This window comes from Pseudoalteromonas piscicida (assembly GCF_002208135.1).
Lineage (GTDB): Bacteria > Pseudomonadota > Gammaproteobacteria > Enterobacterales > Alteromonadaceae > Pseudoalteromonas > Pseudoalteromonas piscicida_A.
The window spans coordinates 3,663,646-3,680,287 of the sequence record NZ_CP021646.1 but is presented as its reverse complement, the minus strand read 5'-3'; the positions used below and the strand labels follow the sequence as shown (position 1 = coordinate 3,680,287).

Sequence of the window (16,642 nt, the reverse complement as noted above, 5' to 3'; positions counted from 1 at the left end):
TTCGCCCCTTTTGCTGTTTAAAGTGATTTAATTACTTTTAGTTTTTTAATGGAGGTAGGCATGGCCGTTGCTGCCAATAAGCGCCCTGTAATGACACTTTTTTCTGGGTCAAACTGTATGTACAGTCATCAAGTACGTATTGTACTTGCTGAGAAAGGTGTAAGTGTTGATATTCATCAGGCTGAAAAGGACAACTTACCAGAAGCTCTACACGAGATTAACCCGTATGGCACTGTTCCTACGCTAATCGACCGTGAGCTTGGTTTGTACCAAGCGAATATCATTATGGAGTATCTAGACGAGCGCTTCCCGCATCCTCCTCTGATGCCTGTATATCCAGTAATGCGTGGTCGTAGTCGTTTAATGATGCATCGCATTGAAACTGACTGGTATTCACTTGCTGAAAAGATCAGCGAGGGTGGTGGTGAAGCTGCACAAGCTCGTAAAGAGTTAACCGAAGCGTTACTAGCTGTAGCCCCTATCTTCAATGAAGCACCTTACTTCATGAGTGAAGAGTTCAGCCTAGTTGATTGTTATTTGGCTCCACTACTTTGGCGTTTACCACAGCTTGGTATTGAGTTGAATGGTGCTGGTAGCAAAGAGCTAAAAGAATACATGCTGCGTTTATTTGAGCGTGACTCATTCCAAGCATCTCTAACTGATGCAGAGCGTGAGATCAGATCGTAATGACGTCTAATCGTCCTTACTTATTACGCGCATTTTACGAGTGGATTGTCGATAACGAATGTACACCGCATTTAGTGGTGAATGCAGACTTTCCCTCGGTACAGGTTCCAACACAATTTGTGCAAGAAGGACAAATTGTGTTGAATGTGAGCCCATCGGCTGTGACGAATTTCTCAATGGATAACCATGCACTGAGCTTCAATGCTCGGTTTGGTGGTCAGCCAATGCAAGTATATGTACCTAACGGTGCAGTATTGGCTATCTATGCAAGAGAAAATGGTGAAGGCACGGTATTCACACCTGAAGAAGAAATCTTTGAAGATGACGAGTTAGATTTGGTAGAAGAGACGGAAGTCTCAGAAGTGCCAGAGACTAAACCAGAACCTGAGAAGAAAAAGGGTTCTCACCTTCGAGTGATAAAATAAAAAAACCTGCGAATGCAGGTTTTTTTTTGGCTATACGTTATTGTTTATATGTACTCAAAGGCTTTGATCACACGTTTTACACCATTAATATTTCTGGCGATTTCTACCGCTGAGTTTGCTTCTTGCTTGGAGACTAAGCCCATCAAGAACACTTCGGCATTCTCGGTAACCACCTTAATATTTGCACCGTTGACTTCGTCTGCCGCCAGTAGCTTGGTTTTAACTTTAGAGGTCAGCCACGTATCATGTGTTTGCGTCGTAATGCCTATATTAGAGCTTATTCTCAACTGGTTATGTACTTGCTTAATTCCAGCAACGTTCTGTAGTGCACGCTCAGCTTCCGTTTTCATTTCTTGATTGGTAACCTGACCAATCATTAATACCACGCCATTAACGCTAACCAGCGTGATATTGGCATGATCCGCGAGGCGCTTAATCTCTTTGATGGCAAGCGTACCTTTAATTTCGATATTGTTATCGTCAATTTGTGCACCGATAGTGCGTCTATCATTTGCTGCAGACACCGCACCAGCTGTGCCTGCAACTACCGCAGCAGCACACCCTTGTAATAACAAGATGGCGGCAAGTAAAGAGGTTATTCTCATCATCATACTTCGTCCTGAGGGAATAAAATTGCGTCGATTAGCTCACTTAAACAGTGGGTATTGAATAGTTGTGACTCGATTATTCGGCTTGGGCGTTTACTTGGGATCCGGATCTCTACATCCTGTGGGCCTAACAAGCCGGTTATTTCACCACCATCATCGCCAACTAGCGCGATAACTTTCATATCTCTAGTAAGGGCAGCTTCTACCGCGCCAATAACCGCCTTTTCTTGTCCGTTAATGGCATAAGCTACCAGCAAGTCTCCTTGCTGCGCGAATGCACGTATTTGCTTGGCAAAACGCTCTCTGGCTTTGCCATTTTCTGGCGACGCCAAGTTATATTGCTCATTCGTCAGTGCAATTGCTGGCAGACACGGGCGTTCCGTTTCGTAAAAGTTGCTTAAGATGGTTGCGAAGTGATGCGCCAACATATGATTACTTGGCGCCCCGCAGCAGATGATTTTATTGCCATTGATCAGACTCTGAGCCATCGTCATAGCTGCGGTTTCTAGCGCTTTAGGCAATACCTCGCCCGCCGCTATCTGCGCTTGAATTGACTCTGTAAATATAGATTTTATAGATTCTTGCATGCTAAAAAATATTTCTAATCCAGTTTATTTCAGGGGGGTCGGCCCCTTGAATGGCAACAAAGTCGACTCTAAGTTGCGTGTTATGCAAATTTTGCTGTGCTAAATAATTATAAATACTACGCTTTAATCTTTGAAGCTTAGTTTTCGATAGCGCGTTAATTGCGCCACCAAAGTGTCGGCTATCACGATACTTTACTTCAATAAACACTAAGGTTTGCGACTCTCGCATGATAAGGTCTATCTCTCCGAATTTACAGAGATAGTTTCTGGTGACAGGGGTTAATCCTTGTTTTACCAAGAATTGCTCCGCAATCAACTCAAAATGCTCGCCCTTACTCCGTGTGTTGCTAAATAGTCCTTTGAACATCCAGATATCCTATCTGATCAAAGAGTCTCCCGTAGGTTTCTCTTGTTGCATAAATAATGGTAGTGGAGGCTGTTCATCCAAGCTCACCAAGCGAATTTGTTTATTATGATACTGTGCCCAACTCAGTTTTCGTACAACATCAGTGCCGCCATGAATACTGAGCTGGCCGGTTAAGCCATCAAAACTTTTACCCGATAGCCAAGCCAGCTGGCGCAGCTCTGGGACTAAATTCGTGGCGTCATATGCCATCGCAAATAGGCGCTGTTCTAGGTCGGCCTGTTCAGGCCATAAAGATTGATACGCATCTCTAAGCGATGCTTGTTCTACTGCACCCGGCAGCATCCACGGTTGCTCAGTAAAATAAAGCCCTTCTAAATCGCCCTTATCTGTAACATCAATTTGTTTACTATAACTGCGAGAGCTTGCATACAAAGGGATCCTGTCTGCAAACGTACTGACATTGACATCTAAATAAGGCTTGAGCAGTCGGGTTTCCATTGCATCACCTAAAATATAGATGGCATCAATGTCGCGTCTAGAGCGTGTTTCGCTTTTGACCTCTTTACGAAATAGACTTTTGATGACACTGGTGCGTGCTTTGGAAGCGTCGACCTCTAAAATATCCGTGATGACATCTGCCATGTTGGTACTATTGGTGTAATAGCCCACTTCTGGCTCGGTCTCACTGTAGTGCTTCCAACCTTGGTCAAAATACTCAATCAAACGTTTACCAGATGCGTTTGCTGGAGCCAGTAACATTGGCTTTTTATAGCCTTTAGCAAGAAAATGCTTCATTGCTTGCTCAACTTCATGCTCAGGATTAAGCGCAAAAAAGTACTGTTCACTGCTGCTCGGCGTGAGCGTTTCGCGCGCATTTAAAAATAAGGTTGGGTAAGCTGAAAAGCTTTTATTGGCAAGCAGTTTTTCAACGTTAGATTTTAATAATGGACCAATGACAAAATCGACATTTGCCTCAGCAAGTAGCGTCAATATTTCAGATTCGGATGCCATTTCATCAATGAAGAAGACTTCTTCAATCGCCCCTTCATCTGTCGCAGCTAAGAAACCATTTTTAAGTGCTGTTCCGAGTCGCTCGCTCGTACCCGACTGTGGTAGTAACACCGCAAGTCTTTTAACTTGATAGGGTTCAAGCGCAACCGCGCCTTGTAAATCTTTAGGCAGTAAAGCAATCGCGGGGTGATTAGTAAAGCGGCGACGCCAGTTATTCATGGCTTGGTCGAGTTCGACGCTCGAACCCAAATAAATTTGTTGATATTTAGCCAGTGTTACCCAACCGCGTTGTAAAACAGAGCCAGAATCAAAGCGCTCAAGAGCGTAACTTGATAGTTGCTGTAGCGCGAGCCAAATTTCTTCATTTAACCCTGCCACCGCTAAGTTATGTTCATTGGCAACATCGGCCGCTTTAAAATACTCAACTAATGCTTTTTTTGGTAATTGCTGCGAGGCATAAATACTACCAAGTAAATACTCATACCATGCTTGGTGTTCAGGGGTATTGAGTCGACCTTCTAGAGTGTTTAGGATGGTTAACGCATTGGCATACTGCGATAATTCTTTGCGAGCATATGCGATGTATAACTTGTTTTGAATGTGATCAACACTGGCTTTAGCTTCCATCGCTAAACCAATTTGCTCTAGCATTTGCCAGTCTTTTTCTAAGATAGCAGCGTCTCTGGCTGCATATAGCAATTGGATTTTGGCAACGCCTTCTTTACTCTGCGCCTTTGCAAATAACGACGCGGCACTGTCATCCGATTGGCTAACGGCTTTAGTTGTTTTAGTTTCTTGGGGGATTTGGTGACATTTGTGCTTGTACTACAAGCGGATAACCCCGACAATATGGCAACTAAAAGCGCTATCTTTTTAAACTGCACAGGCAAACCTTCTTTTTCACGACTGAGTGGATATCTTACTGACTGATATTGGAGAGCTCAATGGCTAATCTTCACAACGAAAACAAAATCGGCACCCTACATATTGTAGCGACACCAATAGGTAATTTAGATGACATCAGTGAACGTGCACTGAAAGTGTTAAGTCAGGTCGATTTAATCGCTGCAGAAGATACGCGCCACACTGGTAAATTATTGAGCCACTTTAGCATTAAAGCAAAAACTTTTGCACTGCATGATCACAATGAGAAACAAAAAGCGCAGCAAATTTTAGATTGGTTAAACGAAGGTAAAGACATCGCGTTAGTGTCTGATGCGGGGACGCCGCTTATCAGCGATCCAGGCTATGCCGTAGTCAACCTGTGTCGTGAAGCAGGTGCTACCGTCACTCCCGTTCCTGGTGCGTGTGCCGCTATTGCTGCGGTGAGCTGTTCAGGCTTACCAACAGATAAATTCCAATTCGTGGGATTTTCACCAGCAAAAAGCCAAGCGCGTCAGCAATTTTTTAAAGATGCAGTCACGTCCGGTATCACCAGTATCTTGTACGAAAGCACGCACCGCATTATGGCCAGCCTAGAGGATATGAAAGTCGCGTTAGGCGAGGCGCAGAAAGTGGTGTTTGCTAAAGAGCTAACCAAGACCTATGAAACCTTCTTTAGTGGCACGGTTACTGAGCTCATCGATTTTTTGACAGAAACGCCTGAAAAGCAAAAAGGTGAATTGGTGTTGATGCTACCCGGTGAGCAAAGAGATGAACAAGCATTAACGCCAGAAGCGAAAAAGCTCATTGAGTTACTAGAGCCAGAAATGCCATTGAAGAAAGCCTGCGGCGTGGCTGCTGAATATTTGGGGCTAAAAAAGAACGCCTTGTATAAGGCTATCATTGCCGAGCGAGAAGCGTAATACATGCAATTTATCGCGTGCGTTATTGCATTAAAGTGCGTATAATCGCCCGCCTGAGTCAGCCGGATAATCGCTGCCTGTGACGAAAATGATCAGGGGGAGGAAAGTCCGGGCTCCAATGGGCAGGGTGCCAGCTAACGGCTGGGGGGCGTGAGCCTACGACAAGTGCAGCAGAGAGAAGACCGCCTAAGTCCTTCGGGACCGGTAAGGGTGAAAGGGTGCGGTAAGAGCGCACCGGGCCGCTGGTAACAGTTGGCTGCAAGGTAAACTCCACCCGGAGCAAGACCAAATAGGGTTCCTTATGGTGTGGCCCGCATCGGAACCGGGTAGGTTGCTTGAGCCTAGGAGCGATCCTAGGCCTAGACGAATGATTATCGATCTCCTTCGGGAGTGAACAGAACCCGGCTTATAGGCTGACTCACCCTATTCAAAGAAAACCGCTCGATTTATTTTTATAAGTCGAGCGGTTGTCCAAGGCTTTTCTATATTAAAAACCATAAATTATGGCCTCTAGTAAGCGCAGGTAATACCAATTAGTCTTAATACTTGTTCAATTTGAAAGAGCAAACCTGACGCTAACTGCGTTGAAAATTTCTCATTTAGAACAACTAAATAGCAAAATTCGCCTTGCCTACAGTATGTAGGTACCTTGGCGATAGCAGAGCGCGGTAGCGGTGTTATCGACAAGGTTTTCTCGCCTCAAAATAGATCACTTAATTAAGCGAATAGGTATAATTTCTTAACTTGGCGTTTTGAACTATAACAACTTCCCTTTGCTGTCTAGGAGAATAGTAATTCACAGCTCAGGTTACCTATGATGCTTTTTTTTCGGCCATTTTACGGTGATGAATGCGCCGCCCGTATGGTCATGATTACACATCGTTAAATTACCTGCGTGCCAAAGACATATTCTTTCCACTATATACAGTCCTAAACCATAACCACTTGCTATATTGCTGCGGGTTGTGGGTGAAAATGGCGTAAGTAGAGATGCTGCATCCTTGGGTAAGCCCGCGCCATCATCATAAATCTCCAGCACTTGTTCGCTATTAGTGTCTTTCAGCGTTAGCGATACCTGTTTTTGTGCATATTTTACGGCATTAAAAAGCAGGTTTTGTACTAAAATGGCGAAGCTATTCGGTTCACAATATATTGAATTCGTTAATATATTAGTTTTGATATCAATACGTGTAAAAAGCTTATTTTTTTTCACTTCTTTATTAATAAATTCATGAGCGTCCAAGCGTCTAAAGTGGATAGGTTGCGTTAAATACTCGACCCGAGCAAAGTCTAGGTATTGAGTCAGCCTGTTCTCTATCTCATCAACATTGCGTTTGATAGTTTGCCTAAGTTCTGCGTCCGTTGCTTCGCTCAATGACAGCATAAAGCGCATACGTGAAAGTGGTGTTCTAATTTCATGAGAGATTATCCGAGACAGGTCTTCATGAAGCTGAATGAAAAGGCTAATTTGCGTCGACATTTCGCTCAGACTCAGCGCTAGTGAATAGACAGTGGAGCTGGGTTTCACCGTAGGAGAAAACGGTTTTTTATCTCGAGAAAATTGCTTCGCAATCTGCTCTAGCTTAGCTAAGTCTTTAAATACCGGCCAGATAAATGCCATAACTAATAGGGCTATGGTGCTGTACGCGAGCATAAAATAAACGCTGTGATCCTCTTGATTGGGTGCTATGGTGATGGGCCCAATGCGATAAATTAACTCACTCGATTTGGTCAAATCCTTTATATAGATATAGTTCTGACCTTCTTGAATGACGGTAAGCATCTGTTGTTGGGATAGTTGCTCTTCAAGATCTGCAGGTAGTGCTAGCTCATGACGCTGCAGAGTAATTAATGTATTGGTTTTATCTGCAAGTAGCTTAGACCATTCCGTAATAGGTAACGTGATACTTGGGGGAGACTCAAAAACGTAATTTTGATAAATTTGACCAAATGCGATTAGTGCAGCAATCACGCTAAAAATGATAAAGACATAAAGGCGAAGAAACTGTTTACGCATGTGGCACAGTCGGTATTTGAATTAAATAGCCTTCGCCACGGATAGAGATAATATCTAGGCCTTTGAGGCCGTGAGTACGAATTTTTTTGCGTAGTCGACTCACTTTTAAATCAGCAGCTCTGTCTAGGCCATCATACTCTCTTCCTATTATTTCTCGGAATAGATTCTCACGAGATAACGGAGTTGGATAAGCCTGAAAAAACAATTCGAACAAGTGAGTTTCATCATCATTCAGGTGTAGCGAAAGGTGATTAAGATGCAGTCGGCGTTGGGCCGTGTCTAACGTCAATGGCCCTAATACTTTGACTACACTTCCCACGCCCTTTAAACGTAAAGCGCTATTGATGCGCGCTAATAATAGTTCGGGGCGAATGGGTTTGATGAGATAGTCATCTGCTCCAAGATTTAATCCTTTGATTTGGGAGTGATCAGAATCTAATGCGGTGAGGAAAAAAATTGGGCAACTGAAGTGTTTCTTAAGCAAGGGAAATAGCTTAAAGCCATCTCCGTCAGGTAGCATAATATCGCATATGACAAGAGCTGGGTGGAGTGTGCTTGATGTCACTTTAAATTCGCGGATACTAGTTAGTTTTAACACCTCGAATCCATTTTGATCCAAAAAGCGAGAAATTAAGTCGGCTAACTCTTTGTCGTCTTCTATAAGTAAAATGTTCTGCCTCATGGCTATATTCCCCACCCAAAGCGTCTTCTGATCCGGTAATTTTTTGTGGCTAATTTCGCAACATCAAGTTTCTTACTGATCAATACTTCACCGTCATTATTAGTCAACGAAATTGTGGTCGTATTCTCAAGTGTTACGCGATAGGTGACGGAAATTTTGTTGCTGTTGTAACATGCTTTCAGCTCTTTCTTTACGGCTATTTCTATACATAGCTGCGAGTGGTTTGTTGATGATGCGGTGACTTCTATTTCCATCGTACAGGCGGCAGCATGTTTGTTCTGTACACAAATATGAGGGGCAACGTCTAACATTGCTTCTGCACCACCTGCCAAAGCGGCTGATAGTATTAAGGGAGAGATGAAAAAGCCAATAAACATAGCGGATTAAAATTTGATTAAAATCCCAGTGAAGCCAGATATGTACCGGGACCGGTCAAACATAGCTGTATCACTGAGATCATTATCAATCCAAGTGTTAGAAATACCAAACGTAACGTGATAGCGCTGACTTATAGGATATTGATACTCCAGTTTTATATGATAATTGATGGCATGCTCGTTAGGTAAATTGAGTGGAGCTTTGGTTACCGTTTCATGGGGGGTGAGGCGATAATAATACGTTATTAAATCGCGACTTTTATAGGTAGCGCCTGTTTCTAAGGTCAATACTCCAGCATATAAACTTTGTACATGGTAAGCGATTAATTTGTTTTCAAAGCTATTATGCACCCCACTGATATCGTGCAATGTAGTGAATTCAACACCCCAATCTTTTGCAGCGTAACCAAATGCGATCCCACCTTCGTAGGAGAGGCTGCGCTTTACTGTGGCCTGTTCTGAGGGTCGAGGTCTATTGGGACGGGATGTATCCCGTATTGCAGAAGTCGTAAATAGTTTATCTACACCGTCAAGTTCGAAGAAGAAGCCATCTTCATTAAAGGTGGTGACCAGATCAATGTAAATAGACTTGTCTTGATACAAGCTGTAGCCAAGAGAAAAGTCATCGAAGTACCATCTATCGCCATAATAGGCGAAGTGAGGTAGTAAAACTGAACTAAAATGTTTAGCGCCTACTAATGGGCTTTCTATCCCGCCATATCCAATAATTAATGAGGCTTCATAGGTGTCCACTCCAACATACATCTCAGATTCGGCGTTGAGACTTTGTGACATTCCGTGAGCGGAAAACAAAGTGCAGACACACAGAAGATATTTATTCATATTGCAGGGGTCCGAATTAGCTCCTTATTGAATCCTATCTACTTTCATATGCGAAGCAACCCTATTTTTGGTTAAAAAACAATCAGATCTACATTGAGTTAATGATACTCAATAGGAAGATAATTCAAGTGCTTGATTGCTATGAATTTATATTCTTGTAAATGCGATCTGCTAAAGAATGACTGTACAAATTGCTACAAAAATCCCCTGTATTTCTGACTTGACCGAGCGTTGCCTAATTTTAATCAATGGGGAAGGTACAAAAGTGTACAAGATGTTTCTAGGCTCACCTTAATCTCATGTGTTTGAATCAAGTTGTTAACGTTTTATTTTAAATAATTTGAGAATTTGATTGTGTGGTGAGAGGTTATTATGAAAAAAACAACAATAGCTACTGGAGTTAGTGCCGCGCTCTTCTGCGCCGGATCGCTATACGCATTAGAAAGTGAACATTTATCAAGTGTATTGCAAGCGCCCAGTTTTAATCTTGAAGATATACGTGACTTACAAAGCAAACTATACCAGCAAGAGCAACCAATTGAAGCGCGCTTAGGCCTTAACGTTAATCTAAATACGCCTAAAAGAGAGTTCGTTAATGAGCGTATAGCTGGCGAACATGTTTATATCGTTCGCTTACGTGATGCTTCAGTGGCAATTGCAGCGAATGAACTAAATTCAACGGTTGGCCGAACACGCTATTCTGCGTCAAATAAACTATTTCAGCGTGGTCAAGCCATATCTAATGCAATCAAAGTTTATGAAAGTAAACTTATTGATAAGCAAGAAAAAGTAATTGATGAAATCAGTATGTTGACTGGCCGCACTAAGCTTCGTCATCGATTTACGAAAGCGATAAATGGCTTTTCCATGAAAATGACCGAGCAAGAGGCGATGCGCATTGCAAGCTTGGGTAGTGTTGCCTCGGTGATACGTTCCAAAAACTATGATTTGCTATCAGATGAAGGGCATAAGCAAATAAAAGCAGATCAAGTATGGTCAGGTGCTGCCTCTTCTAGTGGTGTAAAGTACAAAGGAGAGGGTCAAATTATAGGTATTATTGATACAGGGATTAATTCAGATCATCCTTCTTTTGCAGATATTTCGGGGGATGGTTATGACCATACCAATCCTTGGGGCGCGGGTAATTATGTTGGAGACTGTGTCGAAGAGGCTGAGTTGATCCGGTGTAATGATAAATTGATAGGCGTGCGCTCATACGATGTAATCACAGATTCTTATTCCAGTATGATCCCTGATTGGCCAGCCATAGGAGAGGATTATCAAGGGCATGGTTCACACGTCGCATCAACAGCGGCTGGTAATGTGATCAGAGACGTGCCTTATATGGTCGCTGGTACAGGTGATGAGCAAGATGGCAAAGTCATAAAGGATGGCCTCTTTACGGAAATTTCGGGAGTTGCTCCACGAGCAAATATCGTCGCTTACCAAGTGTGCCATTCCTCAAATAATAGTGGCTATAAAGGATGCCCTGGGGAAGCACTAGTTGCGGGAATTGAAGATGCGATTTCGGACGGCGTGGATGTTATCAACTTTTCGATTGGTGGGGCAGACTCGAATGTTTGGGAGGACCCAGTGCAGCTGGCGTTTTTGTCAGCGCGAAAGGCGGGCATCAATGTCGCGGCGGCGGCTGGTAATGATGGTACAGGTGTGTGCGGCGCAACAGAGTGTTTGGGATATCTGGATAATTCGTCCCCATGGCTGACTCAGGTAGCTGCAACCACTCACGGTCGAACTGTAGAAATTGCAACTCCAGTTGAGTATGCCGGATTTATCGATCCGAGTATGGGGAGCGAAATTCCGGGCTGGGCTAACAGTGGAATAGTTGGCGGCTCAATAAACAAAAAAGCACTTACAGGTGTGGTTGTTTGGGCCAAAGATTATGTAGATGTGAGTGGTACTAAAGACAGTAACGGCTACTGTGTAAACGCATATCCAGCCGGCACTTTTGATTTCTTTAACGACGGAACAGAAATACCGGGGCCGTTGAAGGAGAAACAAATGTTATCGTTATCTGTCAACGTCATGACCCTCAAGACCCTGATGCTAACGCCCGTACTGCCAAGGTAGAGAATATTAAGTCAGGTGGAGCGGATGGCTTTATTCTATACAACAAAAATAAAACCCAAAGCACGGTTGCTGAAAGTTATTCTATACCCAGTGTGCATTTCACTTATGACCAATGGCACGGTACAGAACCAAATACAAGTTTTGAAGATTGGATTGATAGTCGCACTGAAAAAGGGCATATGATCACCATCAATCCGACAAAAATAGAACGACACATTGATAATGCCGATGCTGATTGGCTCGCCGACTTTTCATCAAGAGGGCCATCATTCGATAATATTGAAGTGTTAGCACCAACGTTAGCTGCGCCAGGTGTCTCGATCTACGCTGCGTATTCAGATGAACACCCCTTTGTCGCAGAACCTTACGGTATGGATTACTCATTGAGCAGCGGCACGTCAATGGCATCGCCCCATGTTGCTGGTGCAATGGCACTTATTCGCCAAGCTCATCCGGAATGGAGTGCATCGGAGGTACAGTCAGCGTTAGCAATGACGGCTGATAATACGGTTAAATATTATCGTTTAAATCAAACTGGTGGAGAGGTCGATAAGGCTCAGATCTACCGAGCCGGTGCAGGACGGATCAATGTTGCCAATGCGGTTAAATCAGGATTGGTGATGGATGAAACTGCAGATAATTTTCTAGCCGCAGATCCTTTCAACGGTGGTACGCCGCACAAACTCAATATGCCAAATCTAGTTAACTTTGCTTGTGCACCAGAGTGTCAGTGGATACGTACTGTCAAAGCCACTCGAGACGGAACTTGGAATGTGAGTCATGAAGATGTCGTTAACTGGGCATATGACATGCGCCAGCAGTCGGCACAAAATGGTGTGAACATTGAGATCTTACCCGACAGTTTTTCTCTAAAAGCAGGTGAGTCGCAAACCATCATAGTTAAAGCTTCTGTGATGGACACCCAAGATTGGTTCAGTAACTCGGAAGTGGAATTGCACACAAACTTAGTGTTCAAAGCACAAGATGCGAGTATTCCGCAAGCGCATTGGCCTGTCGCATTTAAATATAATCGTGGTGAATTGCCGTCACGTTTAAAAGTTACCGCCCATGCGAATAGCGACAACTATACAGTAAAAGGTATTACCTTACCTTTAGTTGATGCCCCTAAGGCTCAGGTGTATCAGCCAGTAAAAGCCGATCTTAAAACAGTCACTATTCCAAAAGACGATGATAGAGTTTTTCCTTGGGCATTACATCGTTCAGATGAAGTGAATTATGACGATATTATTGACGAGGCGGTGCATGTTGGCTTTGTCACTGTGCCGACAGATGCAAAACGTTTAATCGTAGAGTTACAGAGCGTTGAGCAGTCTGAGTTGAAAAAAAGCTTAAAAATAGGCAATCCCGGTGTCTTTGTCGGGAAAGACTACAATGGAGATGGCATTATTCAACCGCAAGATGAAATTTTGTGTGTATCGAACCATACGATCTACCCTAACTTTTGTAACATTAATAACCCAGAAAAGGGGGAGTATTGGTACATGCTGTATAACAACCTTGAAGAGGGGTATGCGGGGCTAGAGGAAACCTTCAAGTATGCAGTAGCAGTAGTAGATAATCAGGTAAGCAGTGAAATTACCGCGTCATTTCCGACAATTAATGATGTTCGTAAAGCAGATATGGAGATTGCTTGGAACTTAGAGATGACAGAAGGAGAAACCTATTACAGTTCGATTGACGTAGGCTCTTCAGTGGCGAATCGCAATAACTTAGGCTCAATTCCGATTAAATTAGAGCGCGGTGTTGATCGTGTGAACCTTGACGTACCACAAACTCAGGCCAAAGTGGGTGACACGGTTCCTTTCACCTTTGAAGTATTAGAAAACAACACAGGGCAAGACCGTAAATTTGTTTTCAGCGTTGATATTCCAGAGGGGCTGCATGTTGATAGACAAAAAGTATTGAGTTCACGCCGTGATGTAGAAATTGACTTAACCGAAGACAAATTAGTCATATCAGGTATCCAAAAAGATACCAGAGATGTGACGCCAGATTATATCGTTACTAATAATATATCGGACGAATTCTGTAAGGTTCCTGATTTTGGCAATTCCAATCCGGGGGGGTATGTTGACCTTAGGGAATTTGGACTAATGCCAATCTTTTCCGGTTTTGATGAGAAAAATCAAATTAATTATCGCAAGGGCTACGAGATCCCAGTAAAAGCTTTATTTGATGGTAGTTACGAAAACCTAAGTCTTTATAACAACTCAGATAAACTAAATACTGGTTTCGGCCTTTTAACGGTAAGACCTAATGGTAAGCTTGATTTTGGACCAGGTCCCCAATTCTTCCCTTTCCATGATAAATATCCTTATGAGAACTTTCCATACGAGGGGCTAAGCGCGTTGTGGAGAGGTTGGTTCCCAGGATATGCAATGGATATCATGAGCCTTGGTTTGAGTCCATCGGAAGGTATTACCCTTGCTACAACCCCCACTGGTTGGGGAATTGTGGAATGGGACAATGCAGCGGATTATGGTGACGCAACCTATGATCAAGGTTCGGGCCAATATCAATGGCAAAAGCGTGATAACTCGTTTGATTTTGAGGTCATCTTTAATGCAAATACGCGTTTTGGTGATAATGAGCACGAAATCTATTTCGCTTACGACAATATCGATTTTGGGTCTACTGACAATCGAGGAAGTATCGGTATTCAAGGGTTTAGAGGAGCTTTATATTCTCACGGACCACTCGAAGGGTACCTAGGGCGGACGATCAATTTCAATGAGGTAAATAGTGTAGTGAAGGACGGCATGGTTGTGTGTTTAGATTATGTTGGACCCGAATCATCAAAATTTGAAATTACCGTATGGGCAGACATCACTTCTGCGTCTGTTGGTCGAGAAATGAATTTCGTTGCCAATATTGACGTTGATGGGATGGCAAGTGTAACAAAGTCACACAAGCTATCCGTACCGAGTAATATCACCTTGGCGCCGTTGGATGATATGGAAACGGCGGAAAATGAGTCGTTATCATTCAAAGTGCACTACATCGATGAGTACAACAGCAACAATGAAATTCTTGTAACAGGGGAGCACATTGGTGTTGAAGTCAATGGAGACAATGTCACCATTCAACCTGAAACAGATTTTTACGGTAATACGAACGTGACTGTAACGGTCTCAGATATTGAAAACCCTTCAGATAGGGCATCAACTAGCTTCAATTTAAAAGTTATTTCTGATGGAAAAGAGCCTCCTGTAGTCATAAAACCAGAACCAGAGACGAAATCTAGTTCAGGTTCTCTTGCTTGGTTATTGCTATTTGGGCCGATAGCGTGGTTCAGAAATAGATTGCGTTAGTATTGTCCTTGTCCATTCTCCATAGTAGTAAGTGGCTCATAGTGAGCCCTTTTTATGCCTCTCACTACGTGTTTGAATAGGGTTAGTAAACGAACGATATTAATTGGTGAAAATGACTAAATGATAGTCAAAAACTTACCTTTGATGATGAAGTTGTTTTGTTAACATTATGATATTTAAGGGTTTTAATATTTGGTCTGATTTTTGTAATGATGTAGCTATCTCTCAAACGAAAATGAGTAATGGAACAATCATGTACAAAAATAACAAAGTATTACTATCAACAGTGTTATGGTTCGGCACGCTTTTATGGTCGGCATTATTTTCATCTTTGGTGAAGGCTGAGTCGGTAGACAAGCTGATCAAAACCCTCATGAAGGAAAGGCATATTCCGGGCCTACAGCTGGCTGTTATCAAGGACGATAAAATCGTTAAGCAAGCAAGTTATGGGTTTGCCGACTTACAACACCAAGTGCCTGTTACCGAACAGACGTTATTTCCGATTAATTCGATGACAAAGGCTTTTACCGGTGTTGCAATTGTACAGCTAGCAGAGCAAGGTTATCTCAACATTGACGATGAAATTGGTAAACATTTACCCGATTTACCAAAGGCTTGGCAGCAACTGAAAATTAATCAATTAATGGGTCACACGACAGGATTACCACCGATCCTGGCATCAAATTATGCCCTAGAAACCATTGTACCGAACGATGTAGAGGCCTCATGGCAAGCGGTGCAAAAGCAGCCACTTCAATTTACACCTAACTCACGTTTTCGTTATAACCAAACTGGTTATGTGATTTTGGGTAAAATCATTGATAAATATGCACCTGAAGGGTTTCCTGCTTTTATTACTAAGATGCAGTTAGCACGTGCCAATATGCCAAAGACAGCGCAGGCAGGTTTTGACTATCTTGAACTTATGGTGCCAAATCAGGCTCGCCAATATATTCATTTGGGTGAGGGGAATTACAAAAACTTTTACGGCGAATTCCCTTATATGCTAAGAACCGCCGCGGGAATGAGTTCAACGGCAACGGAGCTGGCTAACTATCTTATATCACTACAACAAGGCGAGCTGGTTAAAGAGTTAGATATGCTATGGACGCCAGTTAAGCTAAACAACGGGCGTACAGAAGCCTTTAACAACAAAGAAAACGGTTATGCAATGGGTTGGCAAGTGACTCAGCGTAAATATCACCCAGCAATCAGTGCAAGTGGTGGTGACGCGACTACAGTGATCACTTACCCTGAAGACAAAGTCTCGGTGATTATACTCACTAACTTGCTGGGTGGATTACCCATTACCTTTGTCGATGATATTGCTGCTTATTATATTCCCAACTTTAACGACGCTAGTAAGCAAAAGGCCTATCAGCCAATGGTGTACTTAAAGCAGCTGACAGATAAACAAGGTTTTACCAACTTCGCCGCTACGTTTGCAAAAGCGCAGCAAGATACCGGTGTAATGTATGACTTAGAGATCTTAGTGGAGTGGGGCAATAAGCTGGTCGAAAATGGCCAAGTTGATAATGGTATCGAAATCTTTAAATTTGCGCTGACACAGAATAACGAGCAGCCATATTACCACAACAGCATTGCGCAAGCGTATGAGTTAAACAAGCAGTATGCGCAAGCACTGGTGCACTATCAGCAGTTACTTGCGATAAACCCGAACAGTCAGTTCGCAAGAAATAAAGTGGCGGAAGTGAAGGAATATCTATAAGTCGCCTTGAGGCTGTAGCCTAAGCAACTCGAAAGCTGCAAGTTCAATTACTTGCGGCTTTTTAGTATTTACTATTGGCAATAA

At 43.0% G+C, this 16,642-nt stretch carries 13 protein-coding genes, 1 other RNA gene and 1 pseudogene; 7 read left to right on the top strand and 8 right to left on the bottom strand.

Going from position 1 to position 16,642, the window contains the following annotated elements; translation table 11 throughout:
• The first annotated feature begins 60 nt into the window (after nt 1–60).
• Together sspA and B1L02_RS16900 are read left to right on the top strand one after the other, a co-directional pair.
• Nucleotides 61–687 carry a stringent starvation protein SspA gene (gene sspA / locus B1L02_RS16905; protein WP_088531956.1) on the top strand — a complete coding sequence of 209 codons (627 nt, stop codon included), beginning with the start codon at nt 61–63 and terminating at the stop codon, nt 685–687.
• The gene (locus B1L02_RS16900) at nt 687–1,112 is read left to right on the top strand and encodes a ClpXP protease specificity-enhancing factor (RefSeq protein ID WP_088531955.1); all 426 of its coding nucleotides are present in this window, start codon (nt 687–689) and stop codon (nt 1,110–1,112) included. Before sspA ends, B1L02_RS16900 begins: the two co-directional genes overlap by 1 nt.
• 44 nt (nt 1,113–1,156) lie before the next feature.
• On the opposite strand, the gene dolP is transcribed toward B1L02_RS16900, so the two are convergent.
• The 4 genes and pseudogenes from dolP to B1L02_RS16880 all read right to left on the bottom strand — a co-directional run bounded on the left by dolP (nt 1,157) and on the right by B1L02_RS16880 (nt 4,569).
• Complete coding sequence (gene dolP / locus B1L02_RS16895) at nt 1,157–1,723, bottom strand: division/outer membrane stress-associated lipid-binding lipoprotein (protein WP_017219053.1); 567 nt, start codon at nt 1,721–1,723, stop codon at nt 1,157–1,159.
• Nucleotides 1,720–2,307 (bottom strand): SIS domain-containing protein, encoded by a 588-nt coding sequence (locus B1L02_RS16890; protein WP_010376705.1) that lies wholly within the window; start codon nt 2,305–2,307, stop codon nt 1,720–1,722. Before B1L02_RS16890 ends, dolP begins: the two co-directional genes overlap by 4 nt.
• A gap of 1 nt (nt 2,308) precedes the next feature.
• The gene (locus B1L02_RS16885) at nt 2,309–2,674 is read right to left on the bottom strand and encodes a YraN family protein (protein WP_088531954.1); all 366 of its coding nucleotides are present in this window, start codon (nt 2,672–2,674) and stop codon (nt 2,309–2,311) included.
• Between the two features lie 9 nt (nt 2,675–2,683).
• Nucleotides 2,684–4,569: pseudogene (locus B1L02_RS16880) on the bottom strand (penicillin-binding protein activator).
• Between the two features lie 60 nt (nt 4,570–4,629).
• Between B1L02_RS16880 and rsmI the strand changes: the two are divergent.
• Both rsmI and rnpB read left to right on the top strand, forming a co-directional pair.
• On the top strand, nt 4,630–5,490 hold the full coding sequence (rsmI, locus tag B1L02_RS16875; RefSeq protein ID WP_088531953.1) for a 16S rRNA (cytidine(1402)-2'-O)-methyltransferase: 861 nt from the start codon (nt 4,630–4,632) through the stop codon (nt 5,488–5,490).
• Nucleotides 5,491–5,544: 54 nt separating this feature from the next.
• Nucleotides 5,545–5,915, top strand: an RNA gene (rnpB, locus tag B1L02_RS16870) — RNase P RNA component class A.
• Nucleotides 5,916–6,298: 383 nt separating this feature from the next.
• On the opposite strand, the gene B1L02_RS16860 is transcribed toward rnpB, so the two are convergent.
• From B1L02_RS16860 to B1L02_RS16845, 4 genes are read right to left on the bottom strand one after another with little or no spacing between them, the layout of a single operon-like run.
• Complete coding sequence (locus B1L02_RS16860) at nt 6,299–7,507, bottom strand: sensor histidine kinase (RefSeq protein ID WP_088531952.1); 1,209 nt, start codon at nt 7,505–7,507, stop codon at nt 6,299–6,301.
• Nucleotides 7,500–8,189 carry a response regulator transcription factor gene (locus B1L02_RS16855; RefSeq protein WP_088531951.1) on the bottom strand — a complete coding sequence of 230 codons (690 nt, stop codon included), beginning with the start codon at nt 8,187–8,189 and terminating at the stop codon, nt 7,500–7,502. Before B1L02_RS16855 ends, B1L02_RS16860 begins: the two co-directional genes overlap by 8 nt.
• 2 nt (nt 8,190–8,191) lie before the next feature.
• The gene (locus B1L02_RS16850; RefSeq protein WP_088531950.1) at nt 8,192–8,566 is read right to left on the bottom strand and encodes a DUF3019 domain-containing protein; all 375 of its coding nucleotides are present in this window, start codon (nt 8,564–8,566) and stop codon (nt 8,192–8,194) included.
• A gap of 6 nt (nt 8,567–8,572) precedes the next feature.
• Nucleotides 8,573–9,361, bottom strand: a complete 789-nt coding sequence (locus tag B1L02_RS16845; RefSeq protein WP_232003106.1) for a MipA/OmpV family protein — start codon at nt 9,359–9,361, stop codon at nt 8,573–8,575.
• Between the two features lie 420 nt (nt 9,362–9,781).
• Between B1L02_RS16845 and B1L02_RS16840 the strand changes: the two genes are divergently transcribed.
• From B1L02_RS16840 to B1L02_RS16830, 3 genes are all read left to right on the top strand, one after another.
• Complete coding sequence (locus B1L02_RS16840; RefSeq protein ID WP_088531948.1) at nt 9,782–11,497, top strand: S8 family serine peptidase; 1,716 nt, start codon at nt 9,782–9,784, stop codon at nt 11,495–11,497.
• 92 nt (nt 11,498–11,589) lie between these two features.
• Complete coding sequence (locus tag B1L02_RS16835) at nt 11,590–14,829, top strand: S8 family serine peptidase (RefSeq protein ID WP_088531947.1); 3,240 nt, start codon at nt 11,590–11,592, stop codon at nt 14,827–14,829.
• Nucleotides 14,830–15,082: 253 nt separating this feature from the next.
• The gene (locus B1L02_RS16830; protein ID WP_088531946.1) at nt 15,083–16,558 is read left to right on the top strand and encodes a serine hydrolase domain-containing protein; all 1,476 of its coding nucleotides are present in this window, start codon (nt 15,083–15,085) and stop codon (nt 16,556–16,558) included.
• Nucleotides 16,559–16,642 lie beyond the last annotated feature (84 nt).

What these genes read in the sequence shown, in the direction of transcription:
- B1L02_RS16890 (WP_010376705.1), bottom strand. Translation starts at nt 2,307, where the DNA reads ATGCAAGAATCTATAAAATCTATATTTACAGAGTCAATTCAAGCGCAG.
- B1L02_RS16860 (WP_088531952.1), bottom strand. Translation starts at nt 7,507, where the DNA reads ATGCGTAAACAGTTTCTTCGCCTTTATGTCTTTATCATTTTTAGCGTG.
- B1L02_RS16840 (WP_088531948.1), top strand. Translation starts at nt 9,782, where the DNA reads ATGAAAAAAACAACAATAGCTACTGGAGTTAGTGCCGCGCTCTTCTGC.
- rsmI (WP_088531953.1), top strand. Translation starts at nt 4,630, where the DNA reads ATGGCTAATCTTCACAACGAAAACAAAATCGGCACCCTACATATTGTA.
- B1L02_RS16900 (WP_088531955.1), top strand. Translation starts at nt 687, where the DNA reads ATGACGTCTAATCGTCCTTACTTATTACGCGCATTTTACGAGTGGATT.
- B1L02_RS16885 (WP_088531954.1), bottom strand. Translation starts at nt 2,674, where the DNA reads ATGTTCAAAGGACTATTTAGCAACACACGGAGTAAGGGCGAGCATTTT.
- sspA (WP_088531956.1), top strand. Translation starts at nt 61, where the DNA reads ATGGCCGTTGCTGCCAATAAGCGCCCTGTAATGACACTTTTTTCTGGG.
- dolP (WP_017219053.1), bottom strand. Translation starts at nt 1,723, where the DNA reads ATGATGATGAGAATAACCTCTTTACTTGCCGCCATCTTGTTATTACAA.
- B1L02_RS16830 (WP_088531946.1), top strand. Translation starts at nt 15,083, where the DNA reads ATGTACAAAAATAACAAAGTATTACTATCAACAGTGTTATGGTTCGGC.
- B1L02_RS16855 (WP_088531951.1), bottom strand. Translation starts at nt 8,189, where the DNA reads ATGAGGCAGAACATTTTACTTATAGAAGACGACAAAGAGTTAGCCGAC.
- B1L02_RS16850 (WP_088531950.1), bottom strand. Translation starts at nt 8,566, where the DNA reads ATGTTTATTGGCTTTTTCATCTCTCCCTTAATACTATCAGCCGCTTTG.
- B1L02_RS16845 (WP_232003106.1), bottom strand. Translation starts at nt 9,361, where the DNA reads ATGTCACAAAGTCTCAACGCCGAATCTGAGATGTATGTTGGAGTGGAC.